At 62.1% G+C, this 23,818-nt stretch carries 24 protein-coding genes and 1 pseudogene; 18 read left to right on the plus strand and 7 right to left on the minus strand.

Annotated elements, in window-relative coordinates; translation table 11 throughout:
• Nucleotides 1-88: 88 nt before the first annotated feature.
• The gene (gene tnpA / locus ACTJK8_RS15910) at nucleotides 89-505 is read right to left on the minus strand and encodes an IS66-like element accessory protein TnpA (protein ID WP_070998920.1); all 417 of its coding nucleotides are present in this window, start codon (nucleotides 503-505) and stop codon (nucleotides 89-91) included.
• 102 nt (nucleotides 506-607) lie between these two features.
• On the opposite strand from tnpA, the pseudogene ACTJK8_RS15915 reads away from it, so the two are divergent.
• From ACTJK8_RS15915 to ACTJK8_RS15925, 3 genes and pseudogenes are all read left to right on the plus strand, one after another.
• A pseudogene (locus ACTJK8_RS15915) lies at nucleotides 608-1,123 on the plus strand (recombinase family protein); the annotation flags it as partial.
• A 100-nt stretch (nucleotides 1,124-1,223) separates the two neighbouring features.
• The gene (locus ACTJK8_RS15920) at nucleotides 1,224-3,152 is read left to right on the plus strand and encodes an ATP-binding protein (RefSeq protein WP_440762170.1); all 1,929 of its coding nucleotides are present in this window, start codon (nucleotides 1,224-1,226) and stop codon (nucleotides 3,150-3,152) included.
• A 152-nt stretch (nucleotides 3,153-3,304) separates the two neighbouring features.
• Nucleotides 3,305-3,655 carry a hypothetical protein gene (locus tag ACTJK8_RS15925; RefSeq protein WP_440762171.1) on the plus strand — a complete coding sequence of 117 codons (351 nt, stop codon included), beginning with the start codon at nucleotides 3,305-3,307 and terminating at the stop codon, nucleotides 3,653-3,655.
• A 12-nt stretch (nucleotides 3,656-3,667) separates the two neighbouring features.
• On the opposite strand, the gene ACTJK8_RS15930 is transcribed toward ACTJK8_RS15925, so the two are convergent.
• Together ACTJK8_RS15930 and ACTJK8_RS15935 are read right to left on the minus strand one after the other, a co-directional pair.
• Nucleotides 3,668-4,171 (minus strand): hypothetical protein, encoded by a 504-nt coding sequence (locus ACTJK8_RS15930; RefSeq protein WP_440762172.1) that lies wholly within the window; start codon nucleotides 4,169-4,171, stop codon nucleotides 3,668-3,670.
• A 49-nt stretch (nucleotides 4,172-4,220) separates the two neighbouring features.
• On the minus strand, nucleotides 4,221-4,616 hold the full coding sequence (locus ACTJK8_RS15935; RefSeq protein ID WP_440762173.1) for a hypothetical protein: 396 nt from the start codon (nucleotides 4,614-4,616) through the stop codon (nucleotides 4,221-4,223).
• A gap of 138 nt (nucleotides 4,617-4,754) precedes the next feature.
• Between ACTJK8_RS15935 and ACTJK8_RS15940 the strand changes: the two genes are divergently transcribed.
• The 7 genes from ACTJK8_RS15940 to ACTJK8_RS15970 all read left to right on the plus strand — a co-directional run bounded on the left by ACTJK8_RS15940 (nucleotide 4,755) and on the right by ACTJK8_RS15970 (nucleotide 11,360).
• On the plus strand, nucleotides 4,755-5,567 hold the full coding sequence (locus ACTJK8_RS15940; protein ID WP_440762174.1) for a hypothetical protein: 813 nt from the start codon (nucleotides 4,755-4,757) through the stop codon (nucleotides 5,565-5,567).
• Between the two features lie 11 nt (nucleotides 5,568-5,578).
• On the plus strand, nucleotides 5,579-5,911 hold the full coding sequence (locus tag ACTJK8_RS15945; protein WP_440762175.1) for a hypothetical protein: 333 nt from the start codon (nucleotides 5,579-5,581) through the stop codon (nucleotides 5,909-5,911).
• Between the two features lie 47 nt (nucleotides 5,912-5,958).
• On the plus strand, nucleotides 5,959-6,285 hold the full coding sequence (locus tag ACTJK8_RS15950) for a hypothetical protein (protein ID WP_440762176.1): 327 nt from the start codon (nucleotides 5,959-5,961) through the stop codon (nucleotides 6,283-6,285).
• On the plus strand, nucleotides 6,282-6,509 hold the full coding sequence (locus ACTJK8_RS15955) for a hypothetical protein (protein ID WP_440762177.1): 228 nt from the start codon (nucleotides 6,282-6,284) through the stop codon (nucleotides 6,507-6,509). The genes ACTJK8_RS15950 and ACTJK8_RS15955 overlap by 4 nt, the downstream gene beginning before the upstream one ends.
• A complete protein-coding gene (locus ACTJK8_RS15960) occupies nucleotides 6,506-9,154 on the plus strand; it encodes a transglycosylase SLT domain-containing protein (RefSeq protein WP_440762178.1) in 2,649 nt (882 codons plus the stop codon). Before ACTJK8_RS15955 ends, ACTJK8_RS15960 begins: the two co-directional genes overlap by 4 nt.
• A 91-nt stretch (nucleotides 9,155-9,245) precedes the next feature.
• Nucleotides 9,246-10,784: a hypothetical protein gene (locus ACTJK8_RS15965; protein WP_440762179.1), complete on the plus strand. Its 1,539-nt coding sequence runs from the start codon at nucleotides 9,246-9,248 to the stop codon at nucleotides 10,782-10,784.
• Between the two features lie 60 nt (nucleotides 10,785-10,844).
• The gene (locus ACTJK8_RS15970) at nucleotides 10,845-11,360 is read left to right on the plus strand and encodes a hypothetical protein (RefSeq protein WP_440762180.1); all 516 of its coding nucleotides are present in this window, start codon (nucleotides 10,845-10,847) and stop codon (nucleotides 11,358-11,360) included.
• Between the two features lie 47 nt (nucleotides 11,361-11,407).
• Here the strand turns inward: ACTJK8_RS15970 and ACTJK8_RS15975 are convergent, their stop codons facing one another.
• Nucleotides 11,408-11,713 (minus strand): helix-turn-helix transcriptional regulator, encoded by a 306-nt coding sequence (locus ACTJK8_RS15975; RefSeq protein WP_440762181.1) that lies wholly within the window; start codon nucleotides 11,711-11,713, stop codon nucleotides 11,408-11,410.
• 415 nt (nucleotides 11,714-12,128) lie between these two features.
• Here ACTJK8_RS15975 and ACTJK8_RS15980 point away from each other — a divergent pair, with 415 nt between their 5' ends.
• Together ACTJK8_RS15980 and ACTJK8_RS15985 are read left to right on the plus strand one after the other, a co-directional pair.
• A complete protein-coding gene (locus ACTJK8_RS15980; protein ID WP_440762182.1) occupies nucleotides 12,129-12,359 on the plus strand; it encodes a helix-turn-helix transcriptional regulator in 231 nt (76 codons plus the stop codon).
• Nucleotides 12,359-12,799, plus strand: coding sequence for a helix-turn-helix transcriptional regulator (locus ACTJK8_RS15985; RefSeq protein ID WP_440762183.1), 441 nt, complete (start codon nucleotides 12,359-12,361; stop codon nucleotides 12,797-12,799). The genes ACTJK8_RS15980 and ACTJK8_RS15985 overlap by 1 nt, the downstream gene beginning before the upstream one ends.
• Before the next feature lie 562 nt (nucleotides 12,800-13,361).
• Here the strand turns inward: ACTJK8_RS15985 and ACTJK8_RS15990 are convergent.
• Nucleotides 13,362-14,312 carry a hypothetical protein gene (locus ACTJK8_RS15990; protein WP_440762184.1) on the minus strand — a complete coding sequence of 317 codons (951 nt, stop codon included), beginning with the start codon at nucleotides 14,310-14,312 and terminating at the stop codon, nucleotides 13,362-13,364.
• A gap of 296 nt (nucleotides 14,313-14,608) precedes the next feature.
• Here ACTJK8_RS15990 and ACTJK8_RS15995 point away from each other — a divergent pair, with 296 nt between their 5' ends.
• From ACTJK8_RS15995 to ACTJK8_RS16010, 4 genes are all read left to right on the plus strand, one after another.
• Nucleotides 14,609-14,989 carry a hypothetical protein gene (locus ACTJK8_RS15995; RefSeq protein WP_440762185.1) on the plus strand — a complete coding sequence of 127 codons (381 nt, stop codon included), beginning with the start codon at nucleotides 14,609-14,611 and terminating at the stop codon, nucleotides 14,987-14,989.
• Complete coding sequence (locus ACTJK8_RS16000) at nucleotides 14,989-16,032, plus strand: hypothetical protein (RefSeq protein ID WP_440762186.1); 1,044 nt, start codon at nucleotides 14,989-14,991, stop codon at nucleotides 16,030-16,032. The genes ACTJK8_RS15995 and ACTJK8_RS16000 overlap by 1 nt, the downstream gene beginning before the upstream one ends.
• Nucleotides 16,033-16,185: 153 nt before the next feature.
• Entirely contained in the window at nucleotides 16,186-16,815 is a 630-nt protein-coding gene (locus ACTJK8_RS16005) for a ParA family protein (RefSeq protein WP_440762187.1), read from the plus strand.
• 149 nt (nucleotides 16,816-16,964) lie between these two features.
• Entirely contained in the window at nucleotides 16,965-17,141 is a 177-nt protein-coding gene (locus ACTJK8_RS16010; protein ID WP_440762188.1) for a hypothetical protein, read from the plus strand.
• 31 nt (nucleotides 17,142-17,172) lie between these two features.
• Here ACTJK8_RS16010 and ACTJK8_RS16015 read toward each other — a convergent pair whose 3' ends face one another.
• Nucleotides 17,173-18,387, minus strand: a complete 1,215-nt coding sequence (locus tag ACTJK8_RS16015) for a tyrosine-type recombinase/integrase (RefSeq protein ID WP_440762189.1) — start codon at nucleotides 18,385-18,387, stop codon at nucleotides 17,173-17,175.
• A 273-nt stretch (nucleotides 18,388-18,660) separates the two neighbouring features.
• On the opposite strand from ACTJK8_RS16015, the gene ACTJK8_RS16020 reads away from it, so the two are divergent.
• Nucleotides 18,661-20,187, plus strand: a complete 1,527-nt coding sequence (locus ACTJK8_RS16020; RefSeq protein WP_440762190.1) for a DUF6538 domain-containing protein — start codon at nucleotides 18,661-18,663, stop codon at nucleotides 20,185-20,187.
• A 550-nt stretch (nucleotides 20,188-20,737) separates the two neighbouring features.
• Entirely contained in the window at nucleotides 20,738-22,369 is a 1,632-nt protein-coding gene (locus tag ACTJK8_RS16025; RefSeq protein WP_440762191.1) for a hypothetical protein, read from the plus strand.
• A 218-nt stretch (nucleotides 22,370-22,587) separates the two neighbouring features.
• Here ACTJK8_RS16025 and ACTJK8_RS16030 read toward each other — a convergent pair whose 3' ends face one another.
• Nucleotides 22,588-23,142: a hypothetical protein gene (locus tag ACTJK8_RS16030; RefSeq protein ID WP_440762192.1), complete on the minus strand. Its 555-nt coding sequence runs from the start codon at nucleotides 23,140-23,142 to the stop codon at nucleotides 22,588-22,590.
• Between the last annotated feature and the right edge of the window lie 676 nt (nucleotides 23,143-23,818).

The raw sequence follows: 23,818 nt of genomic DNA on the forward strand, positions 1-23,818 counted from the left end.
TGGACGATCAGGCCGAGACTGGAAAAGCCCTTGCGCATGTCGGTGTGGCCGGTGGCCAGCCAGACCCGGACATTGGCCGGCAGCGGGATCATCGGCCCTCCAGGGCATCGAGCACCCGGCGCAGCGCCGCGGCATCGACATCCCGGTCGACCTTGAGACGACGGCCGCCGCCGAGATCGATCTCGATGACACCGGTCTTGCGCCGTGCGCGACGGGGCTGGGCCGCAGCACCCGGATCATCCGACCGCGGCGCCAAAACCGCCGACGACGGCTCCGGAGTGATGGCCACGGGGACGAACACCGGAGCCTGCCCGTCCCCGCCCAGACGGCCTTGCCGAGCCTGGCGTCGCCACGTGAACAGCAGGCCCTGAGCGATCCCGTTCCGGCGGGCCACCGAACACACCGACACGCCGGCCTCGTACGAGGCTTCGACGATCCGCGCCTTGTCCTCGAACGACCAACGCCGCCGTCGTTCGATCCCCTCCAGTACCTCGACCCGCATCATCCTGACCCGCCGACCTTAACGCCAGCATTAAGGTCAGGCTTCAGCCGAGCGCGCGATGCCTCCGGGGGCGGCCTTCACCGGACGCGTACCGTCGAGGCTCAGCGCCACAGCATCGAGCAGCGGCACAAGGTCGTTGAGTGGTTCGCCGACGAGGGGGTTTCTGGTCTGGTGCGGGCCGCAGATCGGCCTGGCTTCTCCAAGCTGCTGAGCTGGGCGCGGAATGGCGACACACTCATTGTCGGCGCCGTCGATCGCCTGGGACGTGACACGCTCGACGTCCTGGCCACTGTCGAGGCTCTGCAGGCGAAGGGTGTGGCGATCATCAGCCTGCGCGAGGGGTTTGACCTGTCGACGCCGATCGGCAAGGCCATGCTCACAATGCTAGCCGCTGTCGCCGAGCTGGAGCGGGCTAACATCAGGGCGCGGCAGGTGGCCGGTATCCAGCGCGCCAAGGCTGAGGGGAAGGCTCTCGGCCGGGAGAAGGTCATAGACGACGCCACCGTGGCCGCCTGGCGCAAGGAGCACTCAGCCAGCATCGCAGCGACCGCTGCCCAGTTCGGGATCTCCACGGCCAGTGTGAAGAGGGCGTGCAGAGCGCCTTTGGCCCACTGCGGGTAGCAAAACAGCAACAGACACAGGGCGCTCCGGGAAGCCACCACAACGACGGTGGACAGCTTAGAGGCGAGAAGGTCTAACTGCAGGTAAGCGGGAGGGACCGATGGCCGAGCAGGGCGTGCTTTTCGATGAGCGTTTTTTGGAGCGGCACGCCGGCAGCATCATCAGCGACCCAGCAGTCGCGATCATCGAATTGGTGGCTAACGCGTGGGATGCCTACGCAACCAAGGTAGATATTGTTTGGCCTTCGCATGATGCTGATATTCAATTTTCTATTAAAGACAATGGAAAAGGATTGACGCCCAGCCAATTTGACCGGCGGTGGCGTGTGATCGATTACAACCGAACTATGGATGAAGGGCCAAGGGTAGAGGCGCCGCCTACCCTCAAAGATTATCCACCGCGATCGCCTTACGGACGGAATGGTCGTGGCCGGCATGCTGCATTCCGCTTTGGCGACCCGTACCGCGTCCGCACTTGGCGCGATGGGGTCGAGGCTACCTACGAAGTCCGGCGTAGTTCAAAACAGCCTTTCGACATCCGCCTGCTTACGAAACGCAACGGCGTGACGGGGCATGGAACCGAGATCAGCTCATCAGCGCCGGTGCGTATCTCGATGTCTGCTGATGAAGCGCGCGAGATCATCGGGACAAGGTTTTTGTCCGATCCGACCTTCTCAGTCGCGATCAATGGAATTAAAGTCAGTTTTGACGATATACCACCATCGCGCATGCATGAAGTCGAGATTCCTGTCGATCCGTTCGGTATCGCAACACTTATTGTGATCGACACCCAAAAAGCAGATAAGACCACTCGTCATCATGGAATCGCATGGCGGGTGAACGCCCGGTTGGTTGGAGCGCCAGGATGGATTGGGTTCGACCAAGAACGCATTCTTGACGGCCGGACGAATGAAGCAAAGCGCTTCATCTTCATTGTCAGAGCTGACTACCTTGCCGACCGCGGGGCGGTATTGCCGGACTGGACGGGTTTCCAACCAGCAAATTCCGTTTGGATAGAAACGCGCGAGGCTATACATGGAAAAATACGTGAATTTATCGCCTCAGTTACGTCCGGACGGCGAGAAGAAGCGAAGGAAAGCATTCGCGAAAACCTCATGCCTACTGTGAGCAAATTGTCTCCGGCGAGTAGGGACAAGTGGATGGCGTTTGTTGATCAAGTTGTGGATCGATGCCCATCCATAAACACGGAAGAAGCTCAACAAGTTGCAAGCGTACTTGCAAATCTTGAGCTTTCTACCAGTAAATACGGGCTAATACGGCGCCTCCACGACATGAATCCCGGCGACCTCGATGACCTTCACCAGATACTAAGCGACTGGAACGTCCGAACCGCAAAAATCGCATTAGACGAGATACAATCTCGCCTTCAGCTGATAGAGGAGTTAGACAGGAAGCTTCGCGACGAAGCGTCAGACGAAGTTAGGGATCTTCAGCCTCTGTTTGACAAAAGCTTGTGGGTCTTTGGACCGGAATTCGAGTCGATCGAATTCACCAGCAATAGAGGCATGACAGAGGTCATACGAAAAATCTTTGGTAGCGCTGAGACTGGGTCTCGGCTCAGGCCGGATTTTGTTGTTCTGCCCGATAGCTCTGTTGGCTTCTACAGCCGAGATGCGTATGACGCTGCTCATGAGGTAATCGGCGTTGCTCATCTAGTTATCGCTGAGATTAAGCGCCCGGGTGTTCCGATTGGTGGCGAACAAAAGGACCAGGCATGGAAGTACGTTAAAGAGCTGATTAAGAAGGGCCTCGTCACCGAGTCCACGAGAGTCACATGTTTCGTTCTTGGTTCTCTGGTAGAGCAGACGGAGGCCGGGGAACGTAAAGAGTGGGATGGTCGAGTTGTGATCCGTCCGATGGCCTACAACGTATTCATTAGTCGCGCTTCGGCCAGAATGTTGGGACTCCGGCAGAAGCTCAAAGACGCACCATTCATGGTAGACGCTGGCATAGATCCAGAATCGTTCATTAAAACCGCCGCCCCACTTCAAACCGTGATGGCTTTGTAAATTTTTGGCAAACAGCTTGGAGTTCAGTATCGGCGGCGCGTCAAAATCGCACCCGATACCCAGCCGAGGTGCTGTGCACAGCCGCTCCCTGGCGCACTGATGTTGCCAATTTGTTCTTGTCTGAGGACGAGCGCTGAGGCAGATTGGCCCTCATGCGCTCGCTCCTCCTTTCTCTGGTTCTGCTGACCCTCAGCTCGACCCCGAGCAGCGCAGGGCCAGATCCGATCGCGGCCCGCCTGCCGGCTCTGGAGCAGACCTGGCACACCTGCGTCCGTGATGCCTACGGCCGGCAGCCCTTCTCACACACCAAGCAGGCCGCTCAGCTCAGCGCCTTGGATGAGTGCCGCGAGCACGAGGACACCTACGTTGCGGCGCTCATGGCCGCACAGGTCGCTGAGGATGAGGCGGAGTGGCGGCAGACGCAGGTTGCGCCACCGAGTGCAGTCTCCTGGTTCTCGACGATCACTGCCTACTTCACGCCTTCGACAGAGCCGCGCCGGTAGGTCTGTGTGCCGCTACCACGACAGGCGTAGCAAGCTATCCAGCAGCGACATCGCCGGCTGGCCCAGCTGGCACGCGTCCGCCTGGCCGATGTAGGGGTTCCCGGTGTCGTGCTGCGCGCAGGCGGCTGCAGCGTTTGAGGCGTGCTCCCACGCTACCGGCGGGTGCTCACGGTGCCAGGAGAGGTACCGGCGGCGCTCCGCCATGGTGAGTTGCCAGTCATAGCGGCCGTCAGCGTACAGCGCCGCCCTGGCGATGGTGCCGCGCAGCTCTGGGCGCTCGACGGCCTCGCCCGGGTAGATCCTGAAGACACCGATCCTCAGGTGCAGGTCCTCGCGCGCCTGCTGGCTGGCGTCCTTTGGCAGTTCGACAAGGAACACCTCCTCGACACGCCCCATGATGCGCTCAGGCAGAGCGTCGGCGGCGTACAGGCGACCCGTCAGCAGCTCAGCCTCGTCGGCTTGGGCCGTGACGGTACAGAACAGCAGCGCCGCGGTGGCGCAGAAACGATGAAGCATGACGGCAATCTCGCGGTTGTGGAGCCGCTAGGTTGCCGTCACGTGGTGGTCAGTTGGCTGCGAGCTTGCAGCATGCCGCTATCTTGCTGGCGGCCAACTCCAGGGCGCCAGACCTGATGGCCTCCCGCACCGGCGAGCCATAGCCGTGGCTGACACGCTCGTTCCGGTAGAGCCAGTGCACCAGGTGCCGGGCCTGGGCTGCTGACATGGCTGCCACGCACTCCGCCGGCTGGGCGTTGATGCGATCGATGTCGAACGAGGTGCCGTCGGCCGCCAGTTCGCCATGCACCATCTCCTGCCGGTACGCCTGGCTCAGCGCCTCATCGTAGGCCGGCAGCCCGTACCAGGCGTCCAGATCCAGGCGAGCCCCATCGGCCTCAGCAGCCGCCAGCCGCTCAACCGCCTCGGCGAAGCGCTGCGCCTGCGCGTGGGTCGGCAGGGGCACATGTGCTGCTGTCGATCGCTCCATTCCTACCGCCTCGAAGTGTCGTGACGCCACCATTCAATCAACGGTGAGGCAACGGCATAGCAACGGTCCTCGCCGGTAAACACAGCAAATTCATACTATTCCGAGGCACTACAGATGTCGACGCAGATTGACCAACTGAACACCGAACTGAAGGCCGCCCAGGTAGCCTTAGATGCCGCCCTTGTCGCTGGTGAGCCAAGCCGCTCCGACCGCAACGAAGTCGCCCGTCTGGAGGCCGAGCTGGCCACCGCACAGCAGGCTGAAGCCGCCGAGAAGGCCATCATCGCCGCGCAGGAGGCCGAAGAGATCCAGGCCGCGGGGATTGCCCTGGCCGACGCCCAGCATGCCGCCATCGCCCAATCTGGTGCCGCCGTAGCTCTGGCTGAGATTGCCCCCGAGGACACTCCTATCGTTGCATACGACCCCGCCATCGAGAGCGCCGCGCAGCGTGTTGCCACCGCTCAGGCTGCCATGGACAAGGCAGCCGCCGCCCATGGCGAGCTGACGGAGGCCGCGGACAAGCTGCGCGCCACCCTGGCCGCCAAGCAGGGCGCTCTCGCCGAGCTGAAGGCCCGTCGCGCCGCCGGTACCAGTCTCCCGGAAGACGCCCTTGAGGCGCTGGGCCTGCCCGACGATATCGCCGATCTGGAGCGCCTGGTTGCCATCGCTGCCGGCAATGCTGCGAGCGCTCTTCCTACCGCCGAGCAAGCCGAGCTGGCTGCAGCGCAGAAGCTCCTGGCGGAAACCAAGACCGACGCCACCCTACGTGTCGCTCGCGAGCGAATCGCCCTGGCCGAGAGGACCTTTCTCCTCTGCTACCAGGAGCTGCGCGGCGCCGAGCAAGCCTCGGGCCGCTATCAGTTCCGCCCCAGTGGCGACTACCGCGCCTCTAGCGACCTCAAGCTCCTCGTGAGCAGGCACGGTTGAGGGACGCTGACATGACGAACTCCCAGCGCGACGCCAACGGCCGCTTCGGTCCAGGTAACCCGGGCAATCCACGCCCGCACAACGTACTTACTGCCGAGGAGAAGGCCTTCGCAGACTCAATCGATAAGGAAGTCGCCGAGGCCCTGCGCCTTAACCCGACCTTCCAGCGCCTGATCCAGGCCCGCACGCCGGCTCTGATGGTCAAGGCGTTCGACCAGGCCGAGCGCGATGACAGCGTCGTCGGTCCCCTGCTGGCGCTGCTGGCCGAGCAGCAGCGCGCTCGCAACATCGCGGCCGAGGCCCAGCTGATGACTAGCGGCTCGACCCAGACCTCCACCCACTGACCCTTTCATGAGGTCGCCGCACCGGCGAGCGGCCTCGAGGACCTAACATGTCCAAATTCCACCAGCTCGTCAGCCTGCTTCGGGCCGCGAAGGCCAAGCAGGCCGCCACCAAACCCAAGCGCCGCGTCATCCTGGCGAAATCCCAGGCCGCCGAGACGCAGGCTGCCCCCACCGCTGCAGAAGCCTGGGACCGCAAGGCGACCGCCGCCGAACTCCTCAAGCTGCGCGCTGAGCTAGACGACCTGGTTGTCCGCGGCCGGCTGACCGGCAGCGACGCGCAGGCCTTTCTGCAGGCCGTCGAGGCTGGCGTGAAGCCCGATGACGGCGACCTGGTCGTCCGCGTGGGCTCCGTCATGCAGGGGGCTCAGGCATGATTGGTAACGAGACCCGCGAGCAGCTGCGCGCCCGGCTCGCCACCAGCAAGGCTGTCCAGGCCACCGCCCACAAGGCCGCCCTGGCCAACCTGTACACCGCCCTGGAGCGCGCTGTCGCTGCCGGCCAGATCACCGGCCACGACGCTCGCGACATCCGCCAGCAGATCGCGGCCGGCGCCCCGCTGACTGACGAAATGGCTACCCTGCTGGGGGTGACGGCATGAGCGGTATCAAAATCCCCGTCAGCGCGACCCTCAACACCGGCGACGTAAACGGTCAGATCAAGCAGATCGAGGCGGCATTCAACGCCCTCGGTAAGGTCGCCGAGAAGGCCGGCCACTTCAAGTTCCAGCCCATCTCCGGCAGCAGCCTGCAGGACGTCCAGCGCATGCAGAAGGCGTTCGAGTCCATGCAGCGCCTGGGGGCGGGCCTGCGCAAGACGCTCGAAGGCGCTGGCCAGGGCGGTAAGGGCTTCCATCAGGTCGAATGGGACCGGGTCTGGACCAGCGAGAAGCAACGGGCCGGCCATGCCGCGACCATGGTGCGGATGCTCGATCCCTCGGCAATCGCTACCTCAGCGCCATCTGAGCCCACTCCTTCGGGAGCTGGCCGCGGTGCCGGCAATGGTGATGGCCGCCGCAACGGTGATGGCAAGACGCCGGCTTGGCAGAGCTACGTTATGGGAGGCGCTGCAGGTGTCGCCGGCGGTGTTGCCAGTCAGGTGGGCGGGTTGACCGGCGGCGCACTCAGCGGCGCCCTGGCAGGCTCCCGTGCTGGCCCCATCGGTGCCATCGCAGGCGGCGTCCTCGGTGCCGGTACCGCGGTGCTGGGCGGTGTCGGCGAGGCCCGCGACCTGAGCATCCAGATCGATACGCTGAAGCGTGCGCTCGGCGACCTGGGTGTCAGCTTCGACCAGCTCAAGGAGTCCAACCGGAAGCTCGGTCATGAGTACGCGCTCACCGACGAGAAATCCGCCGAACTGCAGGACAGTTACGCCCGCATCGCCGGCCACCAGGGCGACGTCGACGGCCTGCGCGATCGGGTTGGGGTCGGTGTCGGCTTCGCACGCTCCTTCGGGCTCGATCCTGCGGCCGGCAATCAGTTCTTCGGCCACATGGCGGGCCTGGGCATCACCCGCAACGTCCAGGACGATCGGCGGCTCGCAGCCATGCTGGCGGAGGCCATCACCAAGTCGGGCGGCTCCGCCAAGATGGCCGAGCTGGCCGGCGCCATGCAGGGCTATATGGAACGCAGCTCAGCCGCGAACCTGTCCGCAACCGGTGGCGAAGGCTTCCTTGGCCTGCTTTCCGGCCTGAAGAAGACCGGGCTCGCTGGCATGACGGTCGATACCGCCTCGACCATGGTCGGCACCTGGGACGCCGCGGTGCGCAGCGGCGGCAACAACGAAGCCTCGCAGAACTGGATGTTCGCCGTCCAGAACCGTGAGCGGGGCCTGGATCCCTACAACGCCCGCATAATGAACGAGGGCGGCCTGTTCGCCACCGGCGCCAGCGTGTTCGGTGAAGGCAGCGCCTATGCCCTCGCGGCCCGTCGCAACGGGGAGGCCCTGCCGGCCGCAGCCAACGACAACCGCACCAACTATGAGATCCAGATGGCGGCGATTCGGCAGGAATATGCCGGCCGGCCCATCGGCATGATGCTCGACGCCTACACCAACGTCTTCGGCGGCACCCGCCAGCAGGCCGCGGCAGGCTTGGCGATGGACGACAAGGTGGTCGGCAGCATCGGCCGCAAGCTTACTGCGTCGGGCATCGACCTGAACAAGGTCAACAGCACGGCCTGGAACACGATGGGCCAGATCGTCCAGAATGACAGCCTGAGCGACGCCGAAAAGAGCGATCTGCTGAAGCAGGTGGCTGGCCGCAACCAGGAGTCGACCGAGGCGGATGAGGCTCGCCGGGCCCAGATCGCCTCCGCCAAGGTCCTGCAGCACCTGGCCGACAACCTGATCCCGACGCTGACCAACATCCAGAACGCCGTGCTGAAGTGGACCGGCTTCGATCCGTTGGCCGAGCAGCGCGCCAAGCTCACCGATATGTCCCTGAACAAGATCAAGGAGATCGAGGCAGGCCCTGTCGGTCAGGCGTACCGGGACGCTCAGACCGAGTACGAGAAAATCACGCCCTTCGGGCCGCGTGCGACGGGCTGGGGCATGACCGATGAGCAGAGGTTCGCGAAGGATCGCCGCGATGCTGCCAAGGCCGACCTCGACGCCGAGCTGGCGAAGGTCAAGACGCACCAGGAGGACATGACCAAGCAGCTCGAGCGCGGCGCCTCGCTGAACGACGTGGTGCCGGCGGGAACGGGCAGCACCAGTTCCTATGGCCCCTTCTCGGATTCGCAGATGGCCCGCATGGCGAAGGCGGACCAGAAGCTAGGGTTTGAGCCAGGGACCACCGCCGCGATCGCCATGACCGAGTCTTCTGGGCAAGCCGGACGGGTGAGCAAGAAGGGCGCTCAGGGCTACTTCCAGATCATGCCGCAGTATATCGACGCCTACGGTGCCCCGGGCCGCCGCGATCCGAATAATTTCGATCACTCGATCGAGCTGTACGAGAAGATGATGCAGGAACGGAACAGCATCTACGGCGGCGACAAGGACTCGGTGATCCGCTCCTACCATGGCGGCTATGACCGGTCGCAGTGGGGTCGGGAGAACGCTGACTATCTGCCGACGATCGAGAAGTACAAGCGCGAGATCGCCGCCCAGCAGGCGCAGCAGGCCCAGCGGGTCGACGTGCACGTCACCCACGACCCGCTGGTGATCACCGACGCCAACGGCAATCAGATCGCCAGCCCGTCGGTGCCCACCAGCACGGTGCGCCAGTCTGTAAGCGGGGCTAGGTAGCCCTCGGGCGCGGGTTGGCACTTGCTGACCCGCTGCCGCGGTCGTGAAGCGATCCTTGCTCTCAACGCCATGACCTTGAGAGCATCGACCTATGGACGTCGCAGTCCACACACCCAAGTACCAAGTCCTCCTGCACAAGACCATCCGCCGCGATACGGTCGACGGTGTTGAGATGACCTCCAACCGGTTCCGTGGAACAGGGTCGGTCATCGATATGACCCCCTGGTTCGGCGACGGCACCTCGATCGCCACGCGCAAGAGCGTTCACGAGCCGGCCGGCGGCTTCGCGCTGCTGCTGCTGGATCGGCCATACGAGGTCGTCGGTATTGGGATGGACAGCGCCTACGGTCACATCGAGCCAATGGACCGCATCGAGATCCGATTGCGACATGGGGTGGGCGAGCCCGGCGCCAAGCTGCCTCTGGTCATGTGGGGCATCGTCACCGATGTTCGCCGGCAGCAGGGCGTTGATCCGAATGGCCGCCCTCAGCGTCGCGTCTCAATCACTGGTCTGGATTTCGGCGCGCTGCTGCAGTGGTACCGCCTGTTCTTCATGAGCCAATGGCTGATCGGTGATAGCTACCTGTCCACCTTCAAGATCTTCGAGCGCTACCAGGTCGAGAACACGCTAACGAACGTCGCCTTCGTGAAGGCATTGATCGATGAGGTGATCAACCCCTTCGTCGTGGGCATGAGCGAAGTCCCCGAAGCGGGCTTCCCCAACAAGATCGGCGTGCGCACCGATATGGCTCGCCCGGGCTGCGTCGCACTCCAGGCCTTCGAGGGCACCGATGACGACGTCTATTCGTTGATGACGCGCTATCTCGACATCGGCCCCTGGCACGAGCTGTTCGTGGACGATGACGAGACCGGGCCGACCCTGATCTACCGCAGCAATCCAGCCCTGGACCTAACTGGTGAGCCGATTGAGGGCGGATTCGTCAAGCGTCCGAGCAAGCCTGGCGCAATCTACAAGGCTGGCGACCTAGTGATCCATGACCTGCCGGACGCCGACATCGTCAACCTGGACATCGGCCGATCAGCCCGTGGCGTTGCGAACTACTACTGGGTGGATGCACCCTCGTTCAACCTGAACAGCGATTACGCCTCTCGTCAGGCAGGGCTAGGAAGTCCAACTGAGCGGGCCTCAATCGACCTGAGCGGATACACCAACTCGAAGAAGAGCCTGTACGGGCCGCGCATGATGCGCGTCTCTACCAGGACTGGCAGCCCAGATATCAAGAAGACTGGCAGTGGCCTGCCTGCTGACGAGCATGCGACCCGCGACGGCCAGATCTACGAGTGGATCAAAGTTCGCCGTCAATCGCTGGTCGCGCAGAACAAGGACAACGCCATCCTGGAGAGTGGCAGTGCCACGATCCGTGGGCGCGAGGAGATCCGGGCGGGCCACTATGTCAGGATCAAGCGCGGCGAGATTCTCGCCGTGTACTACGTCTCCGACGTAGCCCACTCCCTGCAGCCGTTCCGAGCTTTCACCAGCACCTTGACGCTTGAGCGCGGCACCGGTTTCGCGGAGCGGATCAAGCTCGCTGGCGGCGTCAGCAGCCCTTACCTGGCGGAGCAGGTAGCTCGCAAACAATCAGCTGCCCCGCGAACGCCGGTGTTCTAGGTCGGGACATCACCATGGCGCATGGCTGGCCATTCCGGCCGGCGCCATTGGAGCATCCCCATGCGTATCACCCACACCTACACGGCCACCGGTACCGTGACCGGCGACGTCTTGGTCCAGCTGCCTGACGACTTTGCCGACCACCTCCAGATCGACTTGGAGCCTACGACCCCGCAGGGCCTCGGGTCTAGCGGCTATGTCCTCGTGTTCTTCCGCACCCCGGGCATGAGCCGGCTGAAAGCGCTGCGTGGCGCCGACGGCAAGCCGGTCTCCATCCCGCTGAACGATCCCTACCCGACGTCACTGGACGGGCTCGCCATCGAGTCTCTGGTGTTCCGGCCCGTCAGCGCCCTCGTCGGCTACAAGATTGCCGTCACTCGGTCGTTCACGGATACCGCCATTGGCCCGCAGATCGATGACCTCGAGGACCTGGCGGACATCCAGGGCGCCACGCCCCAGCAGCTGGCTTGGCTGACAGAGCTGCGGGGTTACCGGCTGGCCTGTAGCCGTCTGGTACGGAAGGGTGTCACGGATCCCAAGGCATACCCGCCTCGCCCTGTCTTGGGCGGCGCCTAACTGCGGCGGGCCGCTCCTCACCAGGATGCGGCCCGCGCCGGCAGCTTTCAGGGCTCCTTCGCGCTCTTGGTCGAGATGGCCAGCACCTTGCCTTCGCAGGCGATCCGTTTCGCCGGACTGGTGAGCGCAGGAGCTGGCCGGTACTGGCCGGTACCCGAGGCCATGTGGTGCTCTTCCCACGCGACCACCTGGGCAACCGGGTATAGAACTCGCCCACCAATTTTGGCGTACTTCGGCCCGCGGCCCCTGGAGCGCCAGTTTGCTAGGGTCGTTACTCCAATGGTGCCGGACCAGCGGCTGGACAACTCCAGCGGGGTGAGGAAGCGTTGGGCCTGGTCCTGGTACTGCTGCATTTCTTTCGCTGATCCTTGCTGAGTCCTGATGGACTTCGGTGATAAAGGCCAGCCGCCGACGCAGGGTCAATACGCGCTCTGACACCCAGATTTGCTATCTGGGTTTCAAATTCGCCAGTTGGCCGCGCATGTGCTTGAAAGACTGGGCAGGCGCGGATCTCAGAAAAATTTAGTGCAAGCCAGGGGCGCACCAGGGGCGCAAACGACCATGCGGCTGCTGTGCTCGTCTGGCGAGGCCCTGTGGATAGTGCGCCCCCGGAAAAATCTGCTTTCACTAAGCTGTTCCAGCGACTCAATTTTCCGACTCTGACACCCAGACTACGTGCAGATTTCTGGCTCACCGCTCTTGCATTGAGGTCATTTCGACGCTGGACGCTTTTGGCGGCCTCACTCCGGATGCCGCGGAGGTATCCCGATGTCACTGCAGAAGACCCAGCCCATCATGCTCAGCCCCGAGCAGCTATCCGACCGCTGGGGGAACGCCGTCGGGGTACCGACCCTGGCGAACTGGCGGGTGAAGGGCAAAGGTCCCCGGTATGTGAAGGTGGGCGGCCGAGTTCGGTACCCCATCGCCGACGTGGAGCAATGGGAAGCGAAGCGCCGGGCGGCGAGCACCGCCGAGTACGACCGCGTCGACTTCGACTGATGGCGGCCCCCGTCTTCCTCACCACCGAGGCGCTGGCGGAGCGCTGGAAGATGAGCGCTCACACGCTGATCCAGTGGCGGCAACAGGCTCGAGGCCCGGTCTTCACGAAAATCGGCGGCAAGGTACGGTACGAGCTGGCCATCGTGGAGGCCTGGGAACGCGCCCGGGCCGTCCAAAGCCCGGCCGACTACGGCAGCATCGAGCGCCGGCGAGAGGCCGCCAAGCCCTTCCGCTACAGCGAGGTTCGGGCGCTGGCGGAAAACTACCGGGCGATCACGCGTCTGGTGCCGTTGCGACCGATCCAGACTGCCGAGCAAGAAGCCGCCGCCGAGGCCGCTAGGCTGGTGCTGATGGCCTCCGGTGCCCAGAGCGCAGATCACCCGCTGGCGGAGCTTCTGGGCCTGCTCGAAGCTCGGATTGCAGTTTTCCAGTTGAGGTAAAGGCCGTGCTTCGAAACGGGTCACTTCATGGCGCGGCAAGGGATTCGCACACATGACGTCACGCGGTGTAATCGAGCCGCCAAGCACGATCACATTGCAGAGCGCAGCGCCACTCGAGGCCCCAAGGTGGGGATGAATTATTTGACGACAGCCTTGTCGCTCGCGAGTATGGGATCGTTGGGTTGACACGGACCAGCTGGGTTGGCGGTGTAAACGTGGAAACATCTAGCGCCATCGCCATATCTCGCACGCGTTGTCTTTCCGGGATCAACATAAACGATGCAGATCTCGCCCCTTTTGTAGGGAGGTCCCCACTCCTTATCTCGGTTATCTCTCGAGAAAATTTCAGCCTCATCCGGAAGGAGAGTTGCGTTAGGATCTAACTGTTCGGCGCATGTCGTCGTGCATTTCCATTTACTTGCTTGAGCCGCTGCAATCGTCATGGGGATACGAGCCCCCAAAATGCAGCTGTAATCGTTTGCCAGTGCGCCTGACAAGTTGCTAGCTATCATAGCGAGCGCGGCAAATCCGTTTCTGAGTACCCTAATCATTGCAATTCCCTTTAGAAGCCAGGTCTTGGTGAACTAAATATATTTTTGAGCCTTTCTACAAAGAAAGACTGGTCGAGTTCGGACGAGCCGCTTAAGGCGCCTAGCACGCGGACCCGACCACCTTTCACAAGCTTCCTCGTACCTAGTTCAGATGGCCCCAGCGTGATTAGGAGGTCGTCGTACGTCGTGCGATTGGCTCCTAAAAAGCTTCCAGAGGTGTTGGCTGTAATTTTTACGAATTTCCAAGTTGGCGTAACAGTCGCGCCAGCGATGACGGTAAAATTGACATGATGGGAAATTGTGTCGAAAGGTCCGCCTTGAACAACATCAGACAGCGAGTAAAAGTTGTCTGAGGCCGTGAACGCGGCTGCCATTGTTTGCTCGATGCCGAGGTCCCCCCCGATAGGGGCAAAGCCATCGTCGGCGCTCTGACAAGGCATTGGCAGCTTCGAAATAGGATCCAGAGCCAGCTGCCCGTCAGGTTCCCGTTCTGCGAGCAACTCCTGCACCGTTAGGAAGTATGTCATCGTCATTTCGCGGGTTGCATCCGCTTTGTAAGAACCGGTCGCCCCGATTGAAAAAATTGTACTGGGAATCCCGGTCACGCTAGGGTTTGCCGTTCCCTCGTCCATCGCCTTAAGGTTCAGCGCAATCTTGGCCGACCAATTTTTCAATATCGCCAATCGTTTTGGATTGTTGAGTGTATTAGCCTTCAGCGCTCGCCGCAGCTCGCAGCGGACATGATAGACGACGTTCTGTACAAAATCGTTGAAATCGCCCGGATCTGGGTGCCTCACATCCATGATTGGCAACGTCGTACCGCATGCTGACACCGCGAGAGAGCACGCAAGACCGATAAGGATCCGAAAATTTCGATCAGCCACGTCGTCCTCCGTGGGTTGATCGAGATTTTTATTGGTGGCCAGCGAGCGCTCGCAATAGTCATTTTTGATTCCGAACAAACGGTCGCCAATAGTGCCTAATCTACAACACGCCGCCGCGATCGGGCGCGAGAGTGGTGCTGAATGGGTGATATCAGTAAGTTCGACTTAGTTTTTGGCGGCCCTGTAAGATCGAGAATCGGATCGGATCTTTAGAGCTGAAAAGAAAGACGTTGATTAGTGCCAAATCTAACCCGACAGACTTTCGTCAACACTGACAATCCGTCAGCAAGGACGTTCCGTGAGAACTGACGGGCCGTAATCGCTGACAATCAGTCGTGAAGCCAATGTGCACTCCATCACAACTGGAGTGCACCATGGCCAAATCCGGAAAGCAACGGCAGAGCGACTACAACGACCGCCTCAAAACGGCCGGCAGGGCTCGCGTCACCATCACCCTGAGTGACCGCCTGGCTGGGCTGCTTCGCGACCTGGCTGTGCGCCACGGCAAGACGCACGGCGACGTGGTGGAGCTGGGCATCCTGGCCGCCAACAAGGCACTGGCAGCTGTGGAGACCGTGCCAGCGAGCAGCGGCTCCTCCCCTGCCCTGACCCGCCCCGCTACCGCCTTGGCCAACCTGCAGGCGCAGGTGGCCGAGCTGCAGGCCGCTGAGCAGGAGGACGACGCACCACCACCCATGCGTGCTGCTGAGCGCCGCGCCCTGGAGCTGGGCCTAGCTGGCGAGGTGCGCCAGTGATGCGCGCCGTCAGCCCCGAGATCGACGCCTCGGCTCACGGCATCATCTATCGCGAGATGATGGCGGGCCTGGGCCTCACGCACTTCGAGTGCACCAAGATCAAGGCCAGCGCCCTGTCGATCGACACTTGCGTCAACCGCTACCGGACCGCCAAGGACCGGGACGAGGTTGCCTGCTCAGCCTGCCGCGGGTGTGTCGTGGGGCGCATCCACGCCGGCGAGGGCGACCCGCTCAAGGAGGTCGAACAGACGGAAGGTCAGACCCGGGCCATCGTAGCGCTCGCCGACGAGCAGCGGACCTGCTGTCGGCGCGGCCGGGGCGGCATGCGCCTGATCCGCTGTCCAACAATGCAGGCCAGGCACATGTCGCGCACTGCGAGCAAGCCTGCGGCGGTCCTCTGCGTGAGCTGTTTCAATCGGGAGGCTGAGCACCGCCGCGGCCGCGACGCCAAGGGCAAGCCGCCTGCGAATTACATCGAGCCGACCGATCGCCTCCTTGGCGTGCTGGTCGATGGCGAGCCCGCCTGGCAGATGGTGCGCGGCCAGAACCACGCCGAGCCGATCGCGCGCGCCATCCGTGCCTCTGAGGGCTCCATCCGGTTCCACAGCCAGCAACCTGGCATCAGCACCTGGTCATACGAGCGCGAGCAGTTTGAGTACCGCACGCCCGATGGCGAGGTGCTGCTCGAGGTGCGGTACGGTGACGAGATCAGCTACCTACCGGTCGATCCCGAAACACTGCGTTGGGGTGAGCATCCCGTGACACCGAAGATGCCAACGCAGGTCTCTGGCGTGGGGTTTGTGGCTGAGTGGCTGGCTCAGATCGAGGATGACGGCGATACCGAGCGCCCTGGTCCGGAGTGGCGGGGCACAAGCTTCGTCTGTCGCGCCTGCAACAGCGGCCAAGTCCACGCGCGGCGCCAATCCGGCAAGGTACACGCTCGTTGCCCGGCCTGCCTGGACACCACTGAGATGCGCGGCGGTAGTGCGGGGCCTGCTTTACCCTACAGTGAAAGCAGAGGTCGGATTCTTGTAAGGTACTGAGGATGCGCGTCGGCAATAGCCGATGCTCATACCTCATTGTGTTCATTAATCAAATTTTGGTAGCATGCTGCAAGCTCGCAGACATCTTGCGAGCACGTGGCAGCATGCTGTCAGCTTGCTGCAATCCTACGATCCAGACGGAGGCAAGCATGTATGGCCGTGACGGTCGCGTTCGTGAGTCAGAAGGGAGGTCCGGGTAAAAGCACCCTTGCCAGAGCGCTTTCGCGGGAAGCGGCGACGAATGGACTTCGAGTGAAGCTGGCAGACCTGGACCTGCAGCAGGGGACGTCGCTTGAGTGGAACCGGACGCGGCTCCAGGCGGGTATCGAGCCGAGCATCAGCGTCGAATCATTCCCTACAGCAGCGAAGGCGCTGGCAGTCGCTGGCGAGTACGACCTGCTGGTGATCGATGGCCCAGCCCGGGCAAGCGCCGGCACGCTGGAGATCGCCAGGGCCAGCGATCTGGTCGTTCAACCAAGCGGCGCTGCGCTCGACGATCTGCGCCCGGCGGTGAAGCTGTTCCATGAACTGACCCGGGCAGGCATTCCAAGTGAGCGCTTGGTCATGGCCCTCAATCACGTGGCAACTGAGGCTGAGGAAGCCGACGCACGCGCTTACGTCGAGCAGGCCGGCTACAGCGTACTCGCCAGCAGCTTGGTGGAGCGTCCGTTGTACCGGCAGGCCCAGAATGCCGGCCTCGCAGTGACTGAGGCGAAGCATGCCCGGTTGCGCGAGCGCGCAGACGCCCTGGTCCAGTCCATCGTCAACCGGATCGAGGGCTGAGCAGGATGGCCGACCTATCGAACATCAGATCCCGATCGAAGCTCGGAGCTCCACCTGGTCTTGATGAGGCGTCGCAGAACACAACAGCGCCGGAGACTGCACCAGCCAACCCCGTCCAGGTGCCAACCCCATCGCGCCCGCGGCGAGATATGCGCTCGGCCCGCCGTACAAATCGCACCCTGCCGTTCGCCACGCGGGTGTCGCCGGAGTTCGATGAACGCCTTCGGGACATCGCCGAACGCGATGGCCTGATGCTGTGCGAGCTGCTGGAGCACGCACTGGAGGCCTACGAGCTGCGGAAGAACAGCCAGCCTGCTGCAAGATAGCAGCATGCTGGCTGCTGCGCCGGTGCGCCGATCAGGCCGCGAGCTGATCAGCCTCGGCAGCGCTGGCAAATCTCGGCGCGATATGGTCAGACCAGGCTTCCATGAGGGCTCGCCGCTTCTCGAATAGGTCCCCGCGGCGGTAGGCAGCTTCGACCCGATTCTCGATCGCGTGCGCCAGCGCCATCTCGCATACGTCCCGCGGGAACATCGTGCACTCGGCCGACCAGTCGCGGAACGTCGACCGGAAGCCGTGGGGCACGAAGTGGCCGAGGTCGGCGTCGCGCATCACCTTGACCATGGCCATGTTGCTGAAGGGCCGCCCTTCCCGCCATCCTGGGAACACCCAGGTTTCGTCGTGGCCGCGCTGCAGCTCCAGCACCTCCAGCATGGCGTCCGTCAGAGGCACACGGTGAGGCTTGTTGGCCTTCATCCGCTCGCCCGGGATCGTCCAAACGCGCGCCTTCAGATCGAACTCGGCCCAGGTCGCGTGAAGGACTTCGGTGGAGCGGCACGCCGTCAAGATCGTAAACCGCAACGCGCGCGCCGCGCCGCTCCTCCTGCCTGTGAGCAGCGTCATGAAGGCTGGCACGTCGTCCCAGGGCATGGCAGGGCGATGCCTCACCGCTTGCGCCTGCGAGCGCTTCGGCAGCAGCTTGTCCAGGTGGCCACGCCACTGCGCCGGGTTCTCACCTAAGCGCAGGCCCTGGGCACGGGCGGCGTCCAGCACCAGCTCGATCCGGTTCCGCACCCGGGATGCGGTCTCGGCCTTAGTCATCCAGATCGGCTTGAGGATGGCCAGCACGTCGGCGGTGCTTACCTCCTGCACGGGCTTCGCACCGATCGCCGGGTAGGCATACGTCGTCAGCGTGTTCGGCCACTGCTGCCGATGCTTCGCGTTCTTCCAGGAGGGGCTGTGCGCGGCGATGTACTCCTTGGCGCATTCCTCGAACGTGCGAACCTTGGCCTGCTCCATCCGTTCGGTTTCCTCCGCCGCCTGCCTGGCTGCCAGCGGATCCACCCGCCGACTCAGCTGCACTCGCACCGCGGCGGCTGCGTCTCGGGCTCCCTTTAGGCTCACGCCTGGATATGCCCCGAGTCCCATCTCCCGGCGTCGACCTTCGAACTGGTACCGGAGGATGAAGCGCTTGTTGCTGTTCTTATCGACCAGGAGCCGCAACCCCTCTCCGTCCTCGTATTTGCCGGCCTCGCCGATGTTCTCGACCTGTTTGGCTGTCAGCTTTCCCACGTGGTGATCCTTGTTGCGCCCCCCACCGCGTCCCCCACTCATCCCCCAGAACTGGGGATCGCAGGCCAGACAACGCTGGACGGTCGAGATCGCATAACGTGAGCAAATTCAGAGACTTGATCGCGTGAGAAAGAGTGATCTGGATCACTGCTTCACGGACCCCCTCTCCGCCAATCGACCTGAAAAGCTTTATTTTTCAGAGATACCCAAGGGAAACAGCGACTTCGCGGCCGTCCGGTGGTACACACGGGTGGTACACACGTGGTTCTGGCGATGTCGCGTCCCTGGCCCCATCCGAAGACCGGCGTCTTCTGGTTCCGCAGGCGCGTCCCGAAGGACCTCTTGGCGCTCGTCGGCCGGCGCGAGGAGAAGGCGAGCCTCGGGACGAAAGACGTCGGCGAGGCCAAGCGCCGCCATGCCGTCCACGCTGCGAAGGTCGACGCCCGTTGGGCCAACCTGCGGGCCGGCGTGCGGCGGTTCAACCTGCTTGAGGTCAATGCCATCGCGGGCGAGGTCTACGACGACCTGGTCGCCCGGTACCGGGCGGGCGAGTTCTCGCCGTTCCAGAGCCTCACGACGGCCGGCATCATCGAGCGGTTCATCGCGGATCGCACCCCGGAGAGCCGCGACGCGTTCCTGCGCTTCTACGGTCCGGAGATCGACGCCCACTTGGCGCACCGGGGCCTGCGCGTCGATCCGGACACGCGGGGCGCGCTCGATTACGCGATCGCCAAGGCGATCCTCCAGGCCGTCGAGCAGAGCCTGAAGTATCTCGACGGGGATTTCAGCCCCGACCCGCTGGCCGGGCGCTTCCCCAAGGCGCCCGCCGAGAAGCCGGTGGCGGTCGTCCTGCCCCTGGACGTGTGGTTCGCGAAATACGCCGACGAGTCGAAGCTCGCGGCCTCCACCCGGAAGCGGTGGCGTCCGGCCTTGGAGACGTTGGCGACGTCCGTCGGTCACGACGACCTCGCCCGCGTCACGCCGGACGACGTCTCGGATTGGGTCGACGCGCTTCAATCGGAGGGGCGCGGCAACAAGACCATCCGCGACGTCTACGTGGCCTCGGCGAAGGCGCTGTTCGGCTGGCTCAAGGGCAAGCGCAAAGTTGCGATCAACCCCTGCGCGGACATCCGGGTGAAGGTGGTCGAGGGGCAGGTCACGCGGGACCGCGACTTCACCGATGCCGAGGCCTCCACCATCCTCGCGGCGGCGCTCGCGCCGCACGGGAGACGCCTCAGCCCCGAGCACGCGGCGGCGCGGCGATGGGTCCCTTGGCTGTGCGCCTATTCCGGGGCGCGGGTCGGCGAGATCACCCAGTTGCGTCGCGAGGACATCCGCCACGAGAAGGGCGTGCCCGTCTTCCGCATCACCCCTGAGGCGGGAACGGTCAAGACGAAGCGGTTTCGGGACGTGCCGATCCATCCGCACCTCGTCGAGATGGGCTTCCTCGACTACGTCGCCACGCGGACGGGACCCCTGTTCTACGACCCCGCGCGCGGACGCGGCGGCTCGGATGCCAACCCGCTGTCGAAGAAGGTCGGGGAACGGCTGGCGGCGTGGGTCCGCAAGCTCGGGATCGACGACACCGGCGTCGACCCAAACCACGGTTGGCGCCACAGCTTCAAGACGCGCGGCCGAACCGGCGGGATGCGGGATTCGGTCCTAGACGCCATTCAGGGGCATGCGCCGCAGACGGAGGGCCGCAAGTACGGCGGGTTCACGGTCGACGCGATGGCACGCGAGATGGAGCTGTTCCCTCGCTACGACCTCCGCCCGCAAGCCTACGAGGCCGCCGCGTAGCCTGGACGATCCCCCGTCAAACCACCGGCGCCTCCCTCTGCGACGCAAGGGCGCGCGGGGACGATCGACATCGACCTGCGCGCCAGGCTACCGCACGCTGCCGCCTTTCGTTGGGCAAGGGCAGCCTGCGGCGCGTCATCGGCGAGACCCTGCTAGCGATCCAGATCCGACGCTGGGTACCCGCAACGAGCGGCCGTTTTCGACCCAGGCTGTGTGAAAACGCAGGCGCGATCCAAGATTGTAGAATAATCTTCGATCCGACAGCCTAGCTGGCTTATTGAATGGCCAATCCGCTGCCTCTAAGGCGCCCGTTCCAGCGCTTTCTTGGGTCGCACGAAAAAATCCTTCTATCGCCTCTGCGTTTTCACACACCCTCGACCCAAAGCTGCCCTTCGAAAGGCGTGCTTTCGGGCGGTTCATTTGGCAGTCGATGGAAGACCCTGGATTTTTCTGAAGAATGGCACATGTCTGGAATGTCAGCCGCGCAGGGGCATGTTTTGACCTGCGGATTAGGTGCAGCCTGTTCACGGAATGATGTAAGGAACCTCACTTGGCCGCTTTGCTAACTGGAACTTGGGCTGACCATGGGTACGGAAAGGTCGGGCCTAATATTCCCGGAAACCCTAAGGAAACTGAAAACGCACGCAAAATTGCAGAGGCTTTCAGAGTTAGGACGAGCTTCGACGTACAGGATGACTCGACAGGTGTCTGGATACGAGATCCAGCTCGTGTCCAAGGGAGCAATCTGCAGCCTGCAGCCCAGGTTGTCGAAATCATCAGCCAAGGAAATTTTGGAACAGCAACTTCATTTAGCTCAGTGGCTCGTGTAGCTGCATCAGCCTACGGCCGTTTTGGAGCAGCAACAGCGTCGCCTAGATCGGATTGCAACATCGATGCGTTCAAATCCGACCACAAGTCTGCGAAGGGCATTTATGATCTGACTTACGCCGTCTCTAGCTGTCAAGCTCAGCAGCTGCAAGATCTTTTAAGAGAAGACATTGCCCCAGAGTTTTTTCGCCTATTCCCTAGTGGGAAAATTGTTGTAATTTCAACAAATTACGAGTTTGAAAAACGCTACGGCGGAATAAGACTTGGCTATACGCTGTCGCAATATGACGCAAGCACATTGCCATCCACGCCCGATCTAAAAGCATTGCAAGCTTGGCAGATGCTCACGCCAATGCACCAACTTCGCACCGTTCTAGATTTAGGTATGCTTGCGCTTTATCCTGTACTTGCGTATTTTCAAGCCGCACGTCCTGGGATGAACATTATATTTATACCGGGCGAGCTAGTCGAAATTCAACAGCCAGACTTTCCCGCGAGTTGGCTCGACATATACCGTAGTCGCTGGGATTTCGCTCGTGGGCCGTCAGGCTCCAGCTTCACCAAGGTACATTCGTTAAAGCAACCATTCATTGCGCAACGGCGGTATCTACAAACGAATGGATTTGACTCAAATCAAGTTGTACAGTGGTTGGAATGGTTAGTAAATAAATATAACGATCTCGCTGTGCGCATGACTGATCCGACAATACATGAATCAGGCGCAATGATCGACTTCGTAGATTCTTTTGAGCATGCTCTTTCTGTGGACCGTTTGCTGCGCAAGGCAATGAGTTGCCAAGTTTCTTCCGAGATCGCGGTTAGAAAATATGCATTATTTGAAGTTGCAGATATATTAGATGAGTTGTATGGTCATTGGGCTACTGCACCTTTCCAGAAAACTGAGCGGTTTAAGCTGCTTTTCAATCCATCTGCCGGTAGAGCTATGGTTCTTAGTTGTCTATCATCAGTGCCGGCGCCTATCAGATCAATTCTGAGCAATGGCGCCAATGCGGTGTACGACGACCTAAGAGACACGATATACAAATCAGTGTTCGTCCCCTCCAAATTAACCTCTAATGGCGGCGTTATGGTGAGAGATCGTCACTTAGGACCTGAAGTCGAAGAGGACAAAGATACATTTGTTGCGAACATTATTAGAGCTCTTCGGAATACACATCACGGCTATATGACTGCTGGTGACAAGCAAAACCGCCCGTCTAGATACCTCGCGTTAGTTTCTGGTGAAACACCGGACACGATGACCCACATTGGCGTCTTGTTAGGACTTGCAGTATTGGGTGATCCGACATCCATGCTCGGCGTTCCAATATATCCGAAGCATGCATTTGTGTGATGATAGTACAGAAAACCTCGTCGCAATGAGCCGAAGGGAGTGGTCGGATAGGCACCAAGCCGGATGTCCAATTCTCTCCAGGCGGCCAACTTCGGCTCACCACCCCCAAGGGTCATGCATACGGCCAAGCTAGCCTGGGCGGGGCCTTAGCACTGGCATCCGGCTCGTAAAGCCAATATGACTTCATCACCCCACACCGGTTGTGGCGCGCTTGAGCATCACGCTTTTCTCCTTGAGGACACTCCCTCTAGCACCCAGTTGTCCCTCGCCCGCCTCAGGATATCCCGCTGGTGCAAGGCGGAGAGGGCTTTCCGACGGGGCCCGAGCGTGATGCTCATCGCATCAAGATGACGCTTGATGCTGGCGGCGGACGCTCCTTTGATCCCGCCCGCGCAGACCATTTCGAGGATGATCCTCTCGATCTTGGTGAACTCGCCTTCCGGCATGTCGAGTGGTGCCGGTGCAAAGGCCGTCTTCAATGACGCCAGTTGCTCCTGGATCGCCCGGAGGGCTGCCGCATGCTCGTCCAGGGTCTTCTCGATCACGGCCAGAGCGGGTGAGGCGACGATGTCTTCCGCGGCCGTCGCGTCCGCCGTCGGCTCTCGCGAAGTGATCTTGACCCCCAGCTTCGGAAGGTACGCCCGCAAAGCGGCCTCGACCAAGCTGCTTGCTGACGAGCCCTTCTCGGCGGCCGCCACCTTCAGGACGGCGCGCAACCCCGGTTCTAGGTAAACCGTGGCCTGCTCGCCCTTCGGCCTCTTCTCTTTCTTCATGCGCGGACCTGACCATGCCGTCCCGCGTGCAGTCATGAAGTCATGAAGTTAACGAACCGGGCTGCCGCAGAATGAGGTTTTGACGTTAAGACGTCACAAGAATCGACGATTGAGCGAGCAGCTTTGACTGCTTGACGTCTAACGGCTCGGCGCGGCGCGGCCATCGATCCGTGACTGTTAGACGTCATCAATGCCAAATTGTAGGCTCGGCAAGCGTGCTTCGCTCGCCTCGGAGGGTTCGAGCTTGGTCCGGGGGGTATCCTGGGGCGGCCTTGCGAGAATTTTGAGATTGTGGGTTCCGAAACCCGCATTTCGGTGCCGTTGGAGCGCGGGCGAAGGTTCGGTGGCCGGCCGACGATCAGCAATCGGATATCTGACTTAAGCGAAGCAAACCAACGACTTAGCTGGCAACCGGAGCCACCTTTCAAGGGCGTCGAAAAAGGGCCCGGATCGCAACCAATGTTCCATCCCTAAACAATGGACTCAAATTGCTTCCGTGGCTTAGCGGGACTTTTGAGGGAAACCTTGCGAGACGGCCCTTCACATGCCTGGCCCTCGGGCCGGCGAACGGGAAACGACTACCGTCACCGTCCTATATAGGGGATCCGAAGCCTGCTGTCATTTCCGCCGGAGGCAATCGGTTCGAGCACAACACCCGACCGCCGGGAGATCGCGG

Origin of the sequence: Methylobacterium sp. 22177, from assembly GCF_052045615.1 — a bacterium.
GTDB classification, from domain to species: Bacteria; Pseudomonadota; Alphaproteobacteria; order Rhizobiales; family Beijerinckiaceae; genus Methylobacterium; species Methylobacterium radiotolerans.